The organism is Thermopolyspora sp. NPDC052614, assembly GCF_040678635.1.
In the GTDB taxonomy this organism is placed as follows: domain Bacteria; phylum Actinomycetota; class Actinomycetes; order Streptosporangiales; family Streptosporangiaceae; genus Thermopolyspora.
Map to the genome: position 1 here is coordinate 16,132 of NZ_JBFATZ010000016.1, position 16,457 is coordinate 32,588.

Annotated in this window: 14 protein-coding genes; 3 read left to right on the forward strand and 11 right to left on the reverse strand. The window is 69.5% G+C overall.

The window, feature by feature from the left end:
• Positions 1-7: 7 nt before the first annotated feature.
• Together AB0K60_RS28205 and AB0K60_RS28210 are read right to left on the reverse strand one after the other, a co-directional pair.
• On the reverse strand, positions 8-235 hold the full coding sequence (locus AB0K60_RS28205) for a hypothetical protein (RefSeq protein WP_364061474.1): 228 nt from the start codon (positions 233-235) through the stop codon (positions 8-10).
• A complete protein-coding gene (locus AB0K60_RS28210) occupies positions 228-2,204 on the reverse strand; it encodes a hypothetical protein (RefSeq protein ID WP_364061477.1) in 1,977 nt (658 codons plus the stop codon). Before AB0K60_RS28210 ends, AB0K60_RS28205 begins: the two co-directional genes overlap by 8 nt.
• 559 nt (positions 2,205-2,763) lie before the next feature.
• On the opposite strand from AB0K60_RS28210, the gene AB0K60_RS28215 reads away from it, so the two are divergent.
• Complete coding sequence (locus tag AB0K60_RS28215; protein WP_364061480.1) at positions 2,764-3,201, forward strand: MarR family transcriptional regulator; 438 nt, start codon at positions 2,764-2,766, stop codon at positions 3,199-3,201.
• Between the two features lie 42 nt (positions 3,202-3,243).
• Here the strand turns inward: AB0K60_RS28215 and AB0K60_RS28220 are convergent, their stop codons facing one another.
• The 8 genes from AB0K60_RS28220 to AB0K60_RS28255 all read right to left on the reverse strand — a co-directional run bounded on the left by AB0K60_RS28220 (position 3,244) and on the right by AB0K60_RS28255 (position 11,796).
• Positions 3,244-3,879 (reverse strand): AAA family ATPase, encoded by a 636-nt coding sequence (locus tag AB0K60_RS28220; protein ID WP_364061483.1) that lies wholly within the window; start codon positions 3,877-3,879, stop codon positions 3,244-3,246.
• Positions 3,880-3,933: 54 nt separating this feature from the next.
• On the reverse strand, positions 3,934-4,095 hold the full coding sequence (locus tag AB0K60_RS28225) for a hypothetical protein (protein WP_364061486.1): 162 nt from the start codon (positions 4,093-4,095) through the stop codon (positions 3,934-3,936).
• 145 nt (positions 4,096-4,240) lie between these two features.
• Positions 4,241-6,139 carry a hypothetical protein gene (locus AB0K60_RS28230; RefSeq protein WP_364061489.1) on the reverse strand — a complete coding sequence of 633 codons (1,899 nt, stop codon included), beginning with the start codon at positions 6,137-6,139 and terminating at the stop codon, positions 4,241-4,243.
• A 17-nt stretch (positions 6,140-6,156) separates the two neighbouring features.
• The gene (locus AB0K60_RS28235) at positions 6,157-7,485 is read right to left on the reverse strand and encodes a hypothetical protein (RefSeq protein WP_364061492.1); all 1,329 of its coding nucleotides are present in this window, start codon (positions 7,483-7,485) and stop codon (positions 6,157-6,159) included.
• A 213-nt stretch (positions 7,486-7,698) separates the two neighbouring features.
• Positions 7,699-8,676 carry a helix-turn-helix domain-containing protein gene (locus AB0K60_RS28240; protein ID WP_364061495.1) on the reverse strand — a complete coding sequence of 326 codons (978 nt, stop codon included), beginning with the start codon at positions 8,674-8,676 and terminating at the stop codon, positions 7,699-7,701.
• Positions 8,677-9,077: 401 nt separating this feature from the next.
• Entirely contained in the window at positions 9,078-10,487 is a 1,410-nt protein-coding gene (locus tag AB0K60_RS28245) for an aldehyde dehydrogenase family protein (RefSeq protein ID WP_364061498.1), read from the reverse strand.
• 29 nt (positions 10,488-10,516) lie between these two features.
• Positions 10,517-11,254 (reverse strand): GntR family transcriptional regulator, encoded by a 738-nt coding sequence (locus AB0K60_RS28250; protein WP_364061501.1) that lies wholly within the window; start codon positions 11,252-11,254, stop codon positions 10,517-10,519.
• A 14-nt stretch (positions 11,255-11,268) separates the two neighbouring features.
• Complete coding sequence (locus AB0K60_RS28255) at positions 11,269-11,796, reverse strand: VOC family protein (protein WP_364061504.1); 528 nt, start codon at positions 11,794-11,796, stop codon at positions 11,269-11,271.
• Positions 11,797-12,039: 243 nt separating this feature from the next.
• Here AB0K60_RS28255 and AB0K60_RS28260 point away from each other — a divergent pair, with 243 nt between their 5' ends.
• Entirely contained in the window at positions 12,040-14,187 is a 2,148-nt protein-coding gene (locus tag AB0K60_RS28260; RefSeq protein ID WP_364061507.1) for a thiamine pyrophosphate-dependent enzyme, read from the forward strand.
• Positions 14,187-15,524, forward strand: coding sequence for a dihydrolipoamide acetyltransferase family protein (locus tag AB0K60_RS28265; protein ID WP_364061510.1), 1,338 nt, complete (start codon positions 14,187-14,189; stop codon positions 15,522-15,524). Before AB0K60_RS28260 ends, AB0K60_RS28265 begins: the two co-directional genes overlap by 1 nt.
• 50 nt (positions 15,525-15,574) lie before the next feature.
• On the opposite strand, the gene AB0K60_RS28270 is transcribed toward AB0K60_RS28265, so the two are convergent.
• Positions 15,575-16,336: a helix-turn-helix domain-containing protein gene (locus tag AB0K60_RS28270; RefSeq protein ID WP_364061513.1), complete on the reverse strand. Its 762-nt coding sequence runs from the start codon at positions 16,334-16,336 to the stop codon at positions 15,575-15,577.
• Positions 16,337-16,457 lie beyond the last annotated feature (121 nt).

A 16,457-nucleotide genomic window follows, 5' to 3' on the forward strand; every position in this document is an offset into this window, starting at 1 on the left:
GACGGCGTCACGGGAACGGGTGGGGGTGCGGGTTGAGCTCGTCGGGGGGCAGGTCGCGGTCCCGGTGGCCGAGCGGCCGGGGCACGGTCGGCGCGTATCGCATCAGGCCCTCACCGCCCCCGACGGCGAGGGCCCGGGCGATGCGGCCGGCGCCGATGACGGCGGACCGCCGGTGGCCGACCCACTCCGCGGTTCGCGTTCCCGGCGGGTGCGCGTCCGTTCGCAGGTCAGTCATCGCACAGCACCACCTGGACGACGAAGGGGAGCAGCGAGCTCAGCACGTCGTCGCGGGCGAGCGGCACGGCCACGGGGGTGCGGCCGGTGACGCGTGACAGCCGGGAGGCGAGGCGGGCCGGAGCCGGTGGGGGTTCCGCCGTCGGCGGCGGCACGTCCGACGCCCATCGCCGCGTCGCGGGTACGGCCTCGGGCCGTCCTGCGGCTCGGGTCTGCCAGCTCAGCAGGGCGTGCCGCGCCGCGTGGCGCAGGGCGGGCACGCGGGCCGCGGCCACCGATCGGGCCACCACGTCGCCCTGGAGGGTCACGGTGTAGGCGGGCAGGCCGACCGCGGCGCTGTGATCGTGGAACTCGAACGCCTCGCCGGTACGCTCAAGCAGGCGTAGCGTGTCGAGGACATCGCCGTCGTCCTCCGCCTGCCGCAGCGGATCGACGCGGGAGGCGTCGTCGTGCTCGCCGAGGATCGGCAACGCCTCGAAGTGGGCGAGCAGGCCGGCCTCCACCGCCTCGGCCCAGGACAGGCCCGCCGCGACGCCGATGGGCGCCGTGTACGCCGTGCCCCCTGTGCCCTCTACGCCCCCTGCGTCCTCTACGCCCCCTGCGTCCTCTGCGGCGGGGCTTAGAGCGGGCAGCGGCACCCGGCGTACAGACCCGGTGAGCAGGTCCTTCCCCCATACGAGGCCCTCGCCGCCGCCCTGCCGGGACTCGTGCCCGGCCACCAGGGACCCGTAGGCGGCCAGGGCGGCCAGCACCGCCCGGACCTGCGCGGTCTCGCGGTCGGGTCCCCATCCGACGACCGGGGCCACCGCCGAGGACGGGCGACCGCCGTACGGATCGATCACGGTGGCCCGGCACAGGGCGAGCGGCACCTGCGGCAGATCCTCCTCGTCGAGCGAACGCAGCGGTCCCAGGTAGGGATCCTCGAAGGTGCTGGCGCGTTCGAGCAGGTCCCTCTGTGGGACGCGTCCGGCCGCCGACAGTGAGGCGATCATGTCCCGGGTCGCCGCGTCGTCCGGTGCCACGCCGCCGGCCGGGTGACGGTGGAACCGGTGCACGGACGTGTCGAGGGTCTCCAGATCGACGCGCGTCATCGTCGCGGTCATCCGGGCTCCGGACGGCGTGTCCGGACGTTCGGGGCGCATCTGTGCGAGGTGGCGGAAGCAGCGCAGGACGATCCCGGCGGCGATCAGCGACGGCACCGGTCCCGTCAGCCACGGCACGCCCGGCCTTCGCCCTCCGGTCGCACCGGCGGCCAGCCATCGCCACCCCGACTCCGCGAGCGCGTGGTCCCGTTCGTAGATCGGCGTCGCCCACGCGTCCGTGTCGCGTACCAGCGCCTGCGTCAGCGCCACGTCGGCGTCGGCGCACAGCCGGGCGACCGTGGCCAATTCCTCGGCGGCTTCGCCGGACGCGACGTGCACCACGAGATCGGCGCCGGCGACGTACGCGTGCAGCAGGGGGTCGGCGGCCGGGTCGGGTCCCGCCTCCTCGACGCGGACCTGCTGCGCGTCGTCCCGCAGGCCGCGCCGGGCTGCCTCGTGCAGGGCGGCGTCGTCCGCGTCAGGGGTGAGGACGCGCAGCCGCCGCCAGCCCGACCGCAGCCCGTCCTCGGCGACCGCGGCGAGGACCGGCCCCCGCCCGTACAGCAGGATCCGCGCGTTGCGCACCTGCTGGAAGCGCCATTCCGCCGAGTCGTACGCGTACCGGATGAACGCCAATTCGGGCGCGTACTCCGTGAGCTCGCGCGCGGAGAGGTCGTGTGCCCGGTCGTCGCGGGCGTCGACGACGAAGCGGCGCTCGGCCAGCGTCCTGACCAGCTCTTCCACCATCTCGCGGTGCGCGTCGGGGAGGCCGTGGGTGATCTCCGCCAGGTCCCGGTCGCCGGACAGCCGTGGCGCGAGGGCTTCGATCCACCGATGGACCTGCCGGCCCTCTAAAATGCAGGAGCCGAGGCCGTTCTCAATGTACACACCCTCCTGGCATTCGACATATCGCACATCATCCAGCAGGCGTGGGCGCATGACCTGTCCTTTCACACGCCAGGCATGGCGCATGCCACGAGCACACACCACGTACGATCGGGATTGCGGTGCTCAAGAAACACTCCGCCGGGGCAACGGCCGGCGGCGTCCATTACAAGGATCAGCTATCAGACTTTTTGTCGGGGCCGTGCGGAGATACGACGACGAGCCCCAGGGAAATCACTACGCCATCGAGTACGCGGTGGAATGTGACAACCCTTGAATATGGCTGCGACTCTCGCGGTTGGGACGAGCACACCACCATCCTGTCGACGCCCGGCTCCGGCGGCGCCGGTCACGACGCACCGAAGGGCGGCGTACCGGCCTGGGGGAGCGCGGAGGATGATGAATCCGTCCGCGCTCCCGACCCACCACCCGGTGCACGGGTTCCGATCATAAGGGGCTTCAATGGAAGACACCTTATATAAGGGACCTTACTACACTGATCTCGCGAAGTTCAACACGGAGAAGTCAAATGGCCCATGAAGATGCGACCGCAGTGGATCCGATGACCAGGCCCTACTACCTGATCTACCAGCTCACCTTCCTTATCGGGCACAACCTCGACCGGGTCCTGCGGCCGATGGGCCTCACCCGCGCACAGCTCGGCGCGCTGGCCCATCTCGCCCGCGAGGGCGACATGTCCGCCGCCGACCTGGCCAGGAAGAACCACATCACCGCCCAGTCGATGGGCGCCGCCCTCATGCAGCTCGCCGAGCAGGGCCTCGTCGTACGACGGGTGCGCAAGGACAACGCCCGCGTCATCGACACCTCCATCACCGACAAGGGGCGCCTCCTCTACGCGAAGGTGCGGGAGAAGCTGCGCGAAACGGAGAACCGGCTCATCGAGGACCTGGACGACGCCGACGTCGAACACCTCGTCACCCTGCTCCAGCACTTCCACAAGAAGCTGCACGCGGACCAGATGGCCGCCCGCGACCGATGACCCGGGCCCGCGCATGACCCACCCCCGCGGACCCCTCGCTGCTCACGGACGAGACCGGCCGCCCCGTCCCGGCGAGCCGGCCGCGACCACCTTCCACTCCACAAAGACGATCCCGCGAACGGCGTCCGCCGCCTCACGGTCCAGAACGGTCACGCTCGTCGCCGGCCCCGGTTTCCCGCTCCGCACCTGCCCGATCAGTCTCCGCCACCGCCGGCAGTGCCGGGCGAACGTACCGGGGGCCACGACCCGGCCACGCACCCGCTGCCCGGCCAGCGCCGTCTCGGGCTCGACGTCCAGCAGGACCAAATGGAACTCCCGCCCATACCGACGGGCCAGCCACGCGAAGCCGTACAGCACATGCGCCCAGGCCCCCCGATTGTGGGCGACCACGGAATGCCCGTCGGCCAGCATCCGGGCGATACGCGAAACATGCGTGAGATACACGACGAGCGTCCGAACCGGCTTCGCCACCCACGCCAGAGACCGCGCCCAGCGATTCCGCGACTGCCCCGAGTCGATCACCCGAACCGCCCCCACGGCCACCGGCGCGATCTCTTCACCGGTCAGGCCATAGAGCCGCGCCAGCAGCGTGCTCTTCCCCGCCCCGGGCAACCCGGTAATCACAACAAGCGAGCCCGCCGCGAAACGTAAGGTCCCGTCGGACACCTCGGCGGTCACGGCGGCCCCTCACCACGAGATCGACATCGACGCCCAGCCTATGCAACCGAGAGCCTATGCAACCGGAAAACGATTGCGGCGAAAAAATGCGGTGCCACCATCAGAAGTTCCGGCCGTGGGAAAGCCCACGCTCGGCCCGAAACTGTAACCGACCAGCACCGCGACCGGAATCCACACCCGATGCACGGCCTGATAAAGCACCCCGGCCGCGTACATCGTGCGTATGGCAGTGATCAGACGCGTGGCGGTGTGTCGCAGACCGATCCTCGAAACGACGCGCGGGCAGCACCTGGCCGATGTACGCACACCGATCTCTCCGACAGCACGGTGACGCCGAGCAGGCATTCGAACCTCGGCTCGATCAAAGGCCTTCTTCCGGTTCCGGAGACAGGTTTGGGACGAAGGGGACACCGCCGCGCAGAAACGTCACCTCGGCCAGTTGCTGCGTGAGATCCTTCCGGAAGGAGGCGACCCACTCGATGACCGACGCCGCCGACTGGGCGTTGTACTCGCTCTCCCGCGCCTTGCCGTACGCCTTGTCGGCCTTACGTCCGTACACCCATCCGATCGCCCGCCCGATGACCCCGAGTTGTTCCTCCCAGGAGCTGGCCTTATCGCGCGCGGCGTTTGCCTTGGCGATCTGGTCGTCACGGGCCTTCTCGTACATTCGCCGGGTCATCGACTTGGACTCTTGCCCTATCCGCAGGGCATACCAGAACAGCAGGTACGCCAGAAGCTCCGTGCCCCGAGCTCGAAGCGTTTCCGTAGCGGTCCGGGCCGGTCGCGGCATTTCCGTGGTCGTAACCGCGACTATGAGATCCTCGGCGGCGAAGACATCGGGCAGAAGCTGGGCTAGGTCGTTGACGAGCATCGGGCGGGATCGCGAATAGCCGTCACCGAGCCTGATCAGGTCGGTCTTGGTGACGACGACGATGACGAACGGAAGCGCGGCTCCGGATGCTCGGCGCTGGGCGATCTGGGCGGTGAGAGCCCGATTGATTTGATCGGCGCGGGTACTGGAGGCGACGTGCCGGATGGTTGTCGGCGTCAACGGGTCGCGGAGGCGGGAGGCGTCGATGGTGATGATCACGCATGCTTCGCTGCCGACCGCGGGTTCGGGAGGCTCATGCCAGTCAACCTGCATGATCGGAACCGCGCCGTCCACAAGCTCCCACCCGTACCGGGTGTCCTCCGGTACCGGGACGGGCGCACCGCTGACGATGCCGTCCCACATGTCGGCTAAGGCGTGATGCTGTTCGTACCGGGGAAGGTGCAGCCACAGCCCTGATGACGGGTCAAGCCCCCGGTTCATCGCGGCCAACAATGCGGTGCGCCCCGCGCCCGGCTCGCCGAGCACGACAACCCTGGTCAGTGGGGGAGTCAGTACGCGGTTGTCGAAACCATCGCTGATCCGGGGAGCGAGCCGGCTATGAGTGTCCGGCCAGCCGCCCGCGCGTACTTCCGGCGTAAGCAAACGAGAAACCGGCCGATAGTCCGACGGGACTGCCTCCTGGATGAGCCAGGCTATCGGGACGGCACTGTTTCGAGGACGCCACCCATGAGTGGTGACCGGAACGGTGAGGCCACGGGCGCGACCGGCCGACTCCGCCGCCGCGAGATACGTGAGCAGCCCATCCGGCAGGCCCTCGGGTTTTCCCCGGCTACGGCCGGTCAAAGCCAGGACGACAGGGATGCGGCGGTCAGCCGGAAGCGCGATCTGCAGGCAGTTGACAAGCGTCCGTGTGGTCCGCCATCCGTCGAGACCAGGGGTGTCGGCATCCACGGTGAGCACGACGCCGTCGGCGGATGGGAGCGCCGCCCCTCCGTACTCGACGAGATCGGTCCAAGGCATGTCGACGAGCTCCACCACAACATGGCTGGACGAGGAGAGCCGCAGCCACCATTCGTCGAACTCGAGGGGGGTGCCCGCAGGTGCGCGCCCGCGGCGGGCGGCACGCGCGATCTCGCTCAGTCGCCGGGCATAGGCCGCGTTGCGCCGCCACCAGCCGATTCGGTCCACCAGCAGCCGGCGTCGAAGAGCGGTTTCGCGGCTGGTTCTCACCCCCCAGCTCCGGTGGGTCTTTTCATAGGCGATCTCGGATCGGATCGAATCCTCATCCGGAAATTTCCACGGCAAACGAAAATCCAGGCCCGCTCTGCGGGCCGCATTCCATGATCGTGCGATGAGACTGGTTTTCCCGCTGCCGGGCAGGCCTATGACCACTACCTCCAGAGAGGCGATTTCGCGACTCCTGGTCATTTCATACCAACGTCATCTCATATCGGCGGCGGTGCGATCGCCGGGAGAGGGCCACTGCTCAGCGCCCGTGAACGCACGCGCATATATCCGCCGTCCGACAGAACCGCCTGCTCCAGATTCCTGACATGCCGGGGGTCGGGTGCGACGCGTGAAAGAACATCGACGAGTTTACGCCGATGGTCCGGTGTCATCCGGCCGCTTCGGGCGGCCAACGCCACATGCTCGACGAGTTTTGGCCTCCGCTGTGAAACCGAACCCGTGATCTGGTCGAGGGCGCCGTGCAGGGCGTCTTCGGCGGCGCGGAGATTCCCCTCCCGGAACCGGCGGTCGGCCACGTGCAGCAGATGGTAGGCCTTGTCCCTGACCAGGTGAAGGTCGACGCCGTCGGCCGCCCAGTTTCCCGGCGGCAGTCCGGCGCGCGCCGCCGCGTGGTCGACGCGCTCGTCATAGCCGATGCCGTGCATCAGATGGAACTCGTCCGCGGCGCGCACGAACAGGTAAGCGGCCCACCGGGCGGCGAACTCGCGGTTGGCCTCGATGCCGTCGGGATCGGCCGTACCGGAGGCTCGAGCGGGATCGAACGTGAGCGAGGCCACCGTCTGGGCAGGCAGTACCGGAAACAGGTCATTCGGCAGTAGATGCGCACCGCCCAGCCGGGAATGAAGCTTTTGTCCCAGCGGACGCAGCTCGGCGAATATCACCGGGAGGCCGTCCAACTCGTAACGGAGCAACGAGGCGTCGGGCCAATCGAAGTGATCTTTGGCGATGATGGTCTTGAGGATGTCCGAGTACTGCTCCAGCTCCTGTTCAACAAGCCAGCGCACCCCATCCCACGGATGCCCGGGAAGGTCGGCCGGCGGCGCGGCGACGATCAGGGTCGGCAGATCCCGCCCGCCCTTGAGCGCGATGTTGCTCCGCAACGACCCGAGTGGACCCAGTTCCTTGAATGGACGAACGTGGGTGTACGCCTCGAGTTCGAGGGTCTGCTGGCGCAGCCGTTCGGCATCGCGCTGCTGCTCAAGTGCGAACGCGTGCTGCCAGGTCCGCAACCACATCTCCAACTTGGCGGCGTCCTCCCGACGCCTGCGTTCGGTGGCGAGGTCGTAGACGACCGCGCCCAGTTGGGCGATGCTCGCCGCGGCGCCCACGATCGCAATCGCGTTCGACACATTCAGCTGACGCAGCACGTTTCGGCGAAATTCCGCGGTCGCCGCAGCCTCCGAGGCCCTTTCCAACGCGCCGAAAATCGTCCTGACAACGCTGAACACCGGCACACCGAGAACGGCATCGGCAGCGGCGGGAATCATCAGATCGGGAGTCAATACGACGTCAGCGTCAGATTGCATCAGTGGCGACTCCTCTTACTCGCAACCGCAATATGCCTGACCCGCGAACCCCCCGTCAACACCTCCTCACCCCGGGTTCACACCGAGCCGTCCCATCGCCCTCGCCGCCCGGTATCCGGCCCGCACCCCGTCTACGAACGCCGCCAGCGGAAATGGCGGCACGTACCCCCGTGACCGGCGATGGGCCCGAGGGCGGGGCAGGCGCAGGGCGACTCAAGGTACGGCAGCCAGGCTGACCATATGGGCGAGATGGGGCTTGCAGTGCGGGCAGAGCCAGGGACGCCCCTCGTCGTCCTCGCCGCGCCAGCCGGTGCCGTCGCACTCGCCGCATTTTCGGGGCTTCTCGGTGGCGAGTCGGCCGCGGGTGACGGTTAGGAACCGGCGGTTGTCGTCGAGGCGGCGGGCGAAGTCGGCGCGCCCGGTCGCTGAGAACGCCCAGGCGACCACGCTGACGATGCGGCCTTCGCGTTGGACGTCTCTGAGGATCGAGGCGACCTCCTCTTGGCCGGCGTCGTGCTCGGCCATCAGCCAGGCGATGAATGGATCTACGCCGGAATCGATCTCTCTCTCATCCGGCGACGCCGGTTCGGCGGGGTGCTCGCGCTGCGAGAGAGAGAAGTTTTTCTCTGGTTTGTTCAACAGGATTGTTTGGTCCCCATGGATGGGAGGGGTGGGGACCCCATCCATGGGAGGGGTGGGGACCCCGTCCGTGGGAGAGGCGACGTCGGCGGGAGGGGTCCCATCCATGGGAGGGGTCCCGGCGGCGGAACAGGTGGCCCTCGCCTTCCGAACTCCGGACTTGTTCCGCGACTCCTTGGCAGGCTTCGGGCCGCACATGTGCAGCGGCACGTCGTAGACCACCGGACGTCGGCCGGGAGGCAGATGTTCGACGAGGCTCTGATCACCGATCAGCAGCAGACCCAACTCCCGCAGCCGTGCGATGTCGCGCTGCGCCTGCTTACACGACTTGCCGACAAGGGCCGCGATCGTGGCGATGGACTGGTAGGAACCCCGCCCGTTCTCATCGCACCGAGCGGCGATCACGGTCAACGTGAACGCGAGATCGGCGGGGACGGGCGCCTCGTGAATCACCCACGCCACGGCACGCGAACTGACCCATTGCCGATCGTTGACCTTCGACGTACCTCGTACCTCTTCAACAGGCACGGCAAGAGTCGGTACGCTGGACACTCGGGTCTCCTTCCTGAGCTTCCAGGATGGCGATCAAGGGCCTGTCAGGTGTTCCCGCACCTGGCAGGCCCGCTGTCATCGCTCGGCTACGCTGAGCACTCTAGCGCCCAGTTCTCAAGAACACCGCCGTCTGGCCAGTACTCCCCCGCCGCGATCGCAACAAAGCTCGATCATGCGCGCGGTTGAGCGCCGGAGCCCGCGCGAGCCGCGTCCGGTTCCTCCGGAGTGGCCGGGATCGGCCCACCGAGCTACGGCAGGCCCAAGAGAAGGAACCGCATCGGCAGCGAGCAGGAATGCAACGACGCTGGGACTCAAACAGCGGTTTAGGAGACCTGAGTGCTTGCTCGGCGGCGGTTGCCAGGCATCGGGTCTGCCTGGTCAGGCCGGCCCGGTAGCTTCCGTTAGGCGATCCAGACGGTCTTCATGTTGCAGAACTCGCGGATTCCGGCCGGGCCCAGCTCGCGCCCGTGGCCTGAGTTTCGGATTCCGCCGAAGGGCAACTCCGGGTAGGAGACGGACATGCCGTTGACGAAGACCGCGCCCGCCTCCAGGGCGTCGATCATGCGGCGCTCCTGCTCGGGGTCGCTCGTCCACACCGAGGAGCTGAGCCCGTACGGCGTGCCGTTGGCCAGTGTGACCGCCTCTGCTTCGTCGCGCGCCCGGTAGAGGACCGCGACCGGGCCGAATGCCTCCTCGTGGAACAGTCGGCACGCCGGGCCGACGTCCTCCAGCAGGGTTGGCGGGTAGTACCAGCCGGTGGCGTCCGGGGGTGTGGGGGCCGTGGCCAGTACGCGGGCGCCGTGCGCCACGGCGTCGTCGACCTGTGCGGACAGTTGGTCGCGGCCTCGGGCGGTTGCGATCGGGCCGATGTCGGTGGCCTCGTCGAAGGGGTCGCCCACGGTGAGGGCGGCGATCTTCTCGGCGAAGAGGGCGGCGAACTCGTCGTAGACGTCGGTGTGGACGATGAAGCGCTTGCCGGCGATGCAGGACTGGCCGTTGTTGTTCATGCGCGCGGCGAGCGCCGTCGCGGCCGCCTTTCCGATGTCGGCGCTCGGCAGCACGATGAAGGGGTCGGACCCGCCGAGTTCGAGCACCGCCTTCTTGATGGCGTGCCCGGCCGCCGCCCCGACCGCGCGGCCCGCGCCCTCGGACCCGGTGAGGGTGACGGCGGCGATCCGCGGGTCGGCGATGATCCCCTCGACGACGTCCGAGCCTGCCAGCAGCGCGCCGAACGCGCCGGGCGGGAACCCGCCGCGCGTGAACAGCGAGTCGAGGTACAGCGCCGAGTCCGGCACGTTCGGCGCGTGTTTCAGCAGGCCGGCGTTGCCCGCCATCAGCGCGGGGGCCGCGAACCTGATCACCTGCCAGATCGGGTAGTTCCACGGCATGACGGCCAGGACCACGCCGAGCGGCTGGTAGCGCGTCAGGGCCCGCCGCGCCCCCACGCTCCCCGGCGCCTCCAGCGGCGTGTCCGCCAGAAACTCCGCGGCTCGGTCGGCGTAGAACCGCATGGTCCGCACGCTCTTGGTCACCTCGTCCCGGGCCTGGCGGATCGGCTTGCCCATCTCGGTGACGATGGCGCGCGCGACGTCGGCGGCGTCGGCTTCGAGCAGCGCGGCCGACTCTCGCATCCACGAGGCTCGGGTGGCGAAGTCGGTGCCGCGCAGGACGCGAGCGGCGTCGTGTGCCGCCCGTACGCGCCGCTCGATTTCGAGCGGCGTGTGCGCGGCGGCCTTTTTGACCACCTGGCCTGTCGCCGGGTCGGTCACGGCGATCGGGGACGCACTCGGCGGCTGAATGGTGGTCGTCATGCGCAAGGGCCTTTCTTCGTGGCGTGGGTTCAGTCCGGCCCGGAGGGCAGGACGTCGAACAGTTCGGGGTGCTGGGCGAGTTGCAGACGCGTACGCCGGATGTGGCCGCGTACGACCAGGTCCGCCTGGTCGGCGTCGCCCTCGCGCAGGGCCCGGACCAGCATGCGGTGCTCGTCGTGGGCGATCGTGCTGCGTTGTTCCAGGAAGACCTGGGTGAACATCAGCCGATAGTGATGGGTCATGTTCCACATCCGCTGCACGATCTCGTGCAGGGCGACGGTTCGAGCCGCGGAGTAGGACAGGGCGTGGAACTCGCGGTCGAGCCGCAGGAAGTCCTCGGCGCGGCCGGTACGGGCCATCTCCTCGGCCAGGTCGGCCATCCGGTCGAGGATCTCGGGCTTCAGGCCGGGCAGGCTCGCGCGCAGGAGCAGCGGCTCCAGGTGCTCGCGGATCTGGTAGAACTCCTCGCATTCGCCGCGGCTGAACCGCGCCACCCAGGCCCCGGAGTTGGCGACGAGCCGTACCAGACCGTCGGATTCCAGGATGCTCAGGGCCCCGCGCACCGGAATGCGGCTGGCGCCGTACTGCGCCGCGATCTCCTCCTGCCGGATCCTGCTGCCGGGAGGCAGCTCTCCCGACAGGATCGATGCCCGTAGACCGTCGGCGATGCGCCGGCTGGCCTTGCCGTGCCGCGCGCTGTCGGCGCTGCTCGCGTCTTCCGGGCTCGGGGAGGTCACTGGGGCGTCGGCGGGATGCTTGTCGGTCATGGGGTACAGCATGCCTAATCGGCCGGACGGGTCGGATCCCACAGGATCACCGGCGCGCCCGCCTCGTACGCCTTGCCGCCGGGGAAGCTGACCAGCTCGAACTGCATCCCCCACGGCGACACGAAGTAGATCCATCTCTGTCCCGCGCTGGCGTTGGCACTGGCGACGGGCTCGCCCAGCACCCGTACGCCCCTGGCCCGCAGGTAGGCGACGGCGGCGTCGAGATCGTCCACGTAGAACGCGATGTGATGCCCGCCGATGTCGCTGTTGCGTGGCTGCGGCCGTTGCCCGTCGGCGGGCTCCCACTCGAAGACCTCGAAGTTGGAGCCGAAGCCGCAGCGGTACAAGCGCAGCCTGCGCATCACCGAGCGCGGATGGACGTTGAGCTGCTCCCGCATCCAGTCGTCGTGCTCGTGCGCGAACGGGCCCAGCTCGTAGACGCGCCGGCACCCGAGCACGTCGACCAGGAAGGCGTCCGCCTCGTCCAGGTCCGGCACGGTGAACCCGATGTGCTCGGTCCCGCGCAAGCCGGGCAGTGGCATGGATTTCCTCCTCCGGTGGTCGGCCGGGCCGCCACCCGCCAGCGAGCGGCAGCGCCATTGGATACATTAAGGCCGTCGATCGTGCTGTCAAGGGCTAGTTTGCGGGGATTACGCCTTGTCATTGGATACGATCAAGCGTAGATTGCGAGTCTCCGACGCGGCGAACGGGCGCGTCGGCGGCAATCGACGGCGGCGAGGAAGCTGATGCCACGAAAACGACGTTTGGCGGCGATTCGCCCATGGGTGCACCTCAGCGCGACCAACTCCGACTGGCAGGAGGCCGACCCTGCCCTGCTGAGCGGCATGCTGGGGCAACTGCACCTCATCCGGGCCTTCGAGGAGACCGTGCTCGAACTCGCGTCCCAGGGCCTGGTCCACGGGCCCGCGCATTCGAGCATCGGGCAGGAGGGCGGGGCCGTCGGCTCGGCCATCGGGCTGCGGACCTCCGACGCGATCAACGGCTCGCACCGCAGCCACCACCAGTTCCTCGCCAAGGCCCTCACCCACCTGACGGGCGGCAAGGCCGACCTCGCGGAACTGGTCCACGACGACGTGCGCACGCTGCTGCGCCGCACGCTGGCCGAGATCCTCGGCCTCGCCCAGGGCTTCAGCAAGGGGCGGGGCGGCTCGATCCACCTGCAGTGGCTCGAAGCCGGCGCGCTGGGCAGCAACGCGATCGTCGGCGGCGGCGTCCCACTGGCCGCCGGGAACGCCTGGGCCCAGCGACGGGCCGGCACCGACGACATCACCATCGCCTACTTCGGCGACGGCGCGGTCAACATCGGCAGCGTCCTGGAGTCGATGAACCTCGCCGCCGCCTGGGACCTGCCCCTGTGCCTGTTCATCGAGAACAACCTGTACGCGGTCGCCACCCGGGTCGGCGAGGTCACCCGCGAGGACCAGCTCTCGGCCCGCGGGCTCGGCTTCGGCATCCCCGCGTGGAAGGTCGACGGCATGGACCCGCTCGCGGTGCATCTGGCCACCAGGCAGGCCGAGGAGATCATGCGCGCGGGCGACGGGCCCGTGATCATCGAGGCCGACGTCTACCGCTACTTCCACCAAAACGGCGCCTACGCCGGCAGCGCGTTCGGCTATCGGACCAAGGACGAGGAGAACGAGTGGCGCCTGCGTGACCCGATCGTCAAGCTCGAACGGAAGATGCGCGACCTCGGCCTCCTCGACGAGGCGACGGCCCGGGGCGTACGCGAGCAGGCGCAGGAGGCGATGCGACAGGTCGCCGGCGAGCTGGTCGAGCCCGACCCGGAGGCTCCGGGCAAGCGCCGGATCCGCCCGGAGCTGTGGCCGGACCCCGCGACCGTCGACGACGGCGTACGCGGCGACGCGAGCGAGCTGACGGGCGCGCGGACGCTGGACCCGGCCGCGTACGACGGGCCGCGCGCAACCGTGCGCTTCCTCGACGCCGCCTCGAACGTCCTCGGGCGGCGGATGGCCACCGACCCGCGGGTGATCGTCCTCGGCGAGGACGTGCACCGGCTCGGCGGCGGCACCAACGGGGTGACCAGGAAGGCGCTGCAGGTCGCGCCCGACCGCGTCCTGGGCACGCCCATCAGCGAGAACGCGTTCGCCGGCCTGGGCGCCGGCATGGCGCTGGACGGGCGCTTCCGCCCGGTGATCGAGTTCATGTACCCGGACTTCCTCTGGGTCGCCGCCGACCAGGTGTTCAACCAGATCGGCAAGGCGCGGCACATGTTCGGCGGGCACAACAACGTCCCGCTCGTCCTGCGTACGAAGGTCGCGATGGGCACCGGGTACGGCTCGCAGCACCTCATGGACCCGGCCGGGATCTTCGCGACCAGTCCGGGCTGGCGGATCGTCGCTCCGTCGACCGCGTCGGACTACATCGGGCTGTTCAACACGGCGATGCTGCTGGAGGACCCCGTCCTGGTGATCGAGCACGTCGATCTCTACGGGGTACGCCAGGAGGTGCCCGAGGGCGACCTCGACTACTGCCTGCCGCTCGGGCGGGCCGCGCTGCGACGCACCGGCTCGGAGCTCACCGTGATCAGCTACCTGTCCATGGTGCATCGTGCCGGGGAGGCCATCGACTTGGCGGGGGTGGACGCCGACCTCATCGACCTGCGCTGGCTGGACCGGGCGTCCATCGACTGGGACACCATCGGGGCGAGCGTCCGCAAGACCAACGGCGTGCTCATCGTCGAGCAGGGCGCGCGCGGCACGTCGTACGGGGGGTGGCTCGCCGACGAGATCCAGCGTCGCTACTTCGACTGGCTCGACCTGCCGGTGGAGCGGGTCACCGGCGGCGAGGCGAGCCCGAGCATCTCCCGCGTCCTCGAAGCCGCCGCGATCGCGCAGGTGGACGACATCGTCGCGGCCCTGAAGCGGTGCCAGGCCGCCATCGGAGCTGTGTGATGGCGGCCGTCATCCGGATGCCGGAGGTGCTCGCCGGCATGAGCGAGGCCACCTTGCTCGCCTGGCACGTCGCGCCCGGGGACGAGGTGTCGGCCGGGCAGCCGCTCGCCGAGATCGAGACGGACAAGGCGGCGGTCGACTTCGAGGCCGATCGCGCCGGTGTCGTCGCCGACCTGCTCGTGGGCGACGGCGAACAGGTCGCCGTCGGCACGCCGATCCTCGTGCTCGCCGGCCCCGGCCAGTCGGCCGAGGCCGCACTGGCCGAGGCCCGCGGTGGCGCGGCCGACCCGGAGGATCGGGACGGGCCGGAGGATCGGGACGGGCCCGCCGCGGCGGCGCCCGTGACGGCCGAGCAGCCGGGCAGGCGGTTCTCCACCCCTCTCGTACGCAAACTGGCGCGCGAGCGGGGCATCGACCTCGCCACGGTGACCGGCACCGGTCCGGGGGGCCGCGTGGTGCGCCGTGACCTCGACCGCCACGTACGCCTCGGCGAGCCGCCCGTCGGCGTCGCGGCTCCCGCGCCCGACCACGACGCTCAATCGGCGAGGACCGAGCGGGTCGCGGCGGCCATGCCCGCAACACTCACAACAACCACAGCGCCCACAGCGCCGACGCTTCCCGCGCCCACAGCGCTCTCTGCGCCCGCAGCCGGATACACCGACATCCCGCACAGCGGCATGCGCCGGACCATCGCCCGTCGGCTCACCGAGAGCAAGAACACGGTCCCCCACTTCTACCTCGTCGCGGACTGCCGGGTGGACGCCCTGCTGGAGCTGCGCCGTACGATCAAGGAGGATCCGGCCGCTCCGGTCACGCCGTCCGTCAACGACTTCGTCGTCAAGGCGGCCGCCGCGGCGTTCCAGGAGGTCCCGGAGGCGAACGTGATCTGGACGCCGGACGCGATCCGCAGGTTCAACCAGGTCTCCATCGCGGTGGCGGTCGCGCTCGACGACGGCCTGGTCACACCGGTCATCCACGATGTGGACCGGCGTTCCCTCACCGACGTCAGCCGCACCATGGCGGACCTGGTGGCCCGCGCCCGCGCCGGGCGACTCAAGCAGGCCGAGCTCGAAGGGGGGTCGTTCACCGTCTCGAATCTCGGCATGTACGGGATCGAGCGGTTCGCCGCGATCATCAACCCACCCCATTCGGGGATCCTCGCCGTTGGCGCGGCGAGCAGGCGGCCCGTCGTCGGCGACGACGGCACCCTCAGCGCGACGACGATGATGACGGTCACCCTCTCGGGGGACCACCGCGCTCTCGACGGCGCCCTGGGGGCCCGCTGGCTGCGGGCATTCCAGAAGATCATCGAGAACCCGATGAGGATCCTGCTGTAGTCCCGTGGTCCCGTCGGCCGCGGCGTGCCGGGAGGCCGCGGCCGACGGAACTATCCGTTGTCCGTCTGCACGATGAAGGAGACGGCCCGGACCATCTGGTCGGTCTCGTTGCGGAACTGGTGCGGGATCAGCGGGTCGAAGGCGGCGGAGTCGCCCGCGTGCATGGCGTAGGTCTCGAAGCCGATGTCGGCGTGCAGCGTGCCCTCAAGGATGAGCAGGTACTCCCGTCCCTCGTGGCGGACCGCCTTGTGGTTGTCGCTTGAGTGCCCGCCGGGCTGGTACACGACTTCGAGGAAGTCGACGACGCCGTCGGCGTCGGGCGTCAGCCGCTCCCAGCGGACGCCGCTGGACAGCTCGATGCGCCGGCGGGTCTGCGCCCGCTGGATGATGCCCGTGCCGGATGAGTCCTTGGCCCGCCCCCACGCGTTGGTCAGGTAGGACACGCCATCGTCGCGCTGCTGCCTGTCGCTCTCCCTGTCACTCTCCCTGTCGCGCTCTACAGCCGTGGCGGGGTCGTGATCGGAGCCCGCCCTGGCCGGGGCCACCTCGCCGAAGCCGAAGAGGTAGTCCAGGCTGACGCGCAGCTCGTTCGCCAGCGCGTACAGCACCTGAGCCGACGGGGCGCTGTGCCCGCGCTCGATCTGGGAGATGAGGCTGGGAGAGCATCCGGTACGCCGGGCGAGCTCGCGGATGGTGAGCGAACGCTCGGTCCGGACCCTGCGCAGGCGGACGCCCAGCCCGAGCCCCGGCCCGGCCGGTTCCTCGCTGCCGGGGCCGAGCACGTCCTCCGCCACCGACGTCTCACTCGACATCGTTTCCTCCAGTTGCACATCTCGGGGAGAGCAGGCGTCCACCTGCCCGCACGACATTCTGTCATGCTGCGTTTCAGTAAACAAAGTGCAGTCGTACTCACCTAATAACCACATCTTGACA

What these genes read in the sequence shown, in the direction of transcription:
- AB0K60_RS28230 (WP_364061489.1), bottom strand. Translation starts at nt 6,139, where the DNA reads ATGACCAGGAGTCGCGAAATCGCCTCTCTGGAGGTAGTGGTCATAGGC.
- AB0K60_RS28205 (WP_364061474.1), bottom strand. Translation starts at nt 235, where the DNA reads ATGACTGACCTGCGAACGGACGCGCACCCGCCGGGAACGCGAACCGCG.
- AB0K60_RS28235 (WP_364061492.1), bottom strand. Translation starts at nt 7,485, where the DNA reads ATGCAATCTGACGCTGACGTCGTATTGACTCCCGATCTGATGATTCCC.
- AB0K60_RS28255 (WP_364061504.1), bottom strand. Translation starts at nt 11,796, where the DNA reads ATGCCACTGCCCGGCTTGCGCGGGACCGAGCACATCGGGTTCACCGTG.
- AB0K60_RS28270 (WP_364061513.1), bottom strand. Translation starts at nt 16,336, where the DNA reads ATGTCGAGTGAGACGTCGGTGGCGGAGGACGTGCTCGGCCCCGGCAGC.
- AB0K60_RS28225 (WP_364061486.1), bottom strand. Translation starts at nt 4,095, where the DNA reads ATGTACGCGGCCGGGGTGCTTTATCAGGCCGTGCATCGGGTGTGGATT.
- AB0K60_RS28250 (WP_364061501.1), bottom strand. Translation starts at nt 11,254, where the DNA reads ATGACCGACAAGCATCCCGCCGACGCCCCAGTGACCTCCCCGAGCCCG.
- AB0K60_RS28245 (WP_364061498.1), bottom strand. Translation starts at nt 10,487, where the DNA reads ATGACGACCACCATTCAGCCGCCGAGTGCGTCCCCGATCGCCGTGACC.
- AB0K60_RS28215 (WP_364061480.1), top strand. Translation starts at nt 2,764, where the DNA reads ATGACCAGGCCCTACTACCTGATCTACCAGCTCACCTTCCTTATCGGG.
- AB0K60_RS28265 (WP_364061510.1), top strand. Translation starts at nt 14,187, where the DNA reads ATGGCGGCCGTCATCCGGATGCCGGAGGTGCTCGCCGGCATGAGCGAG.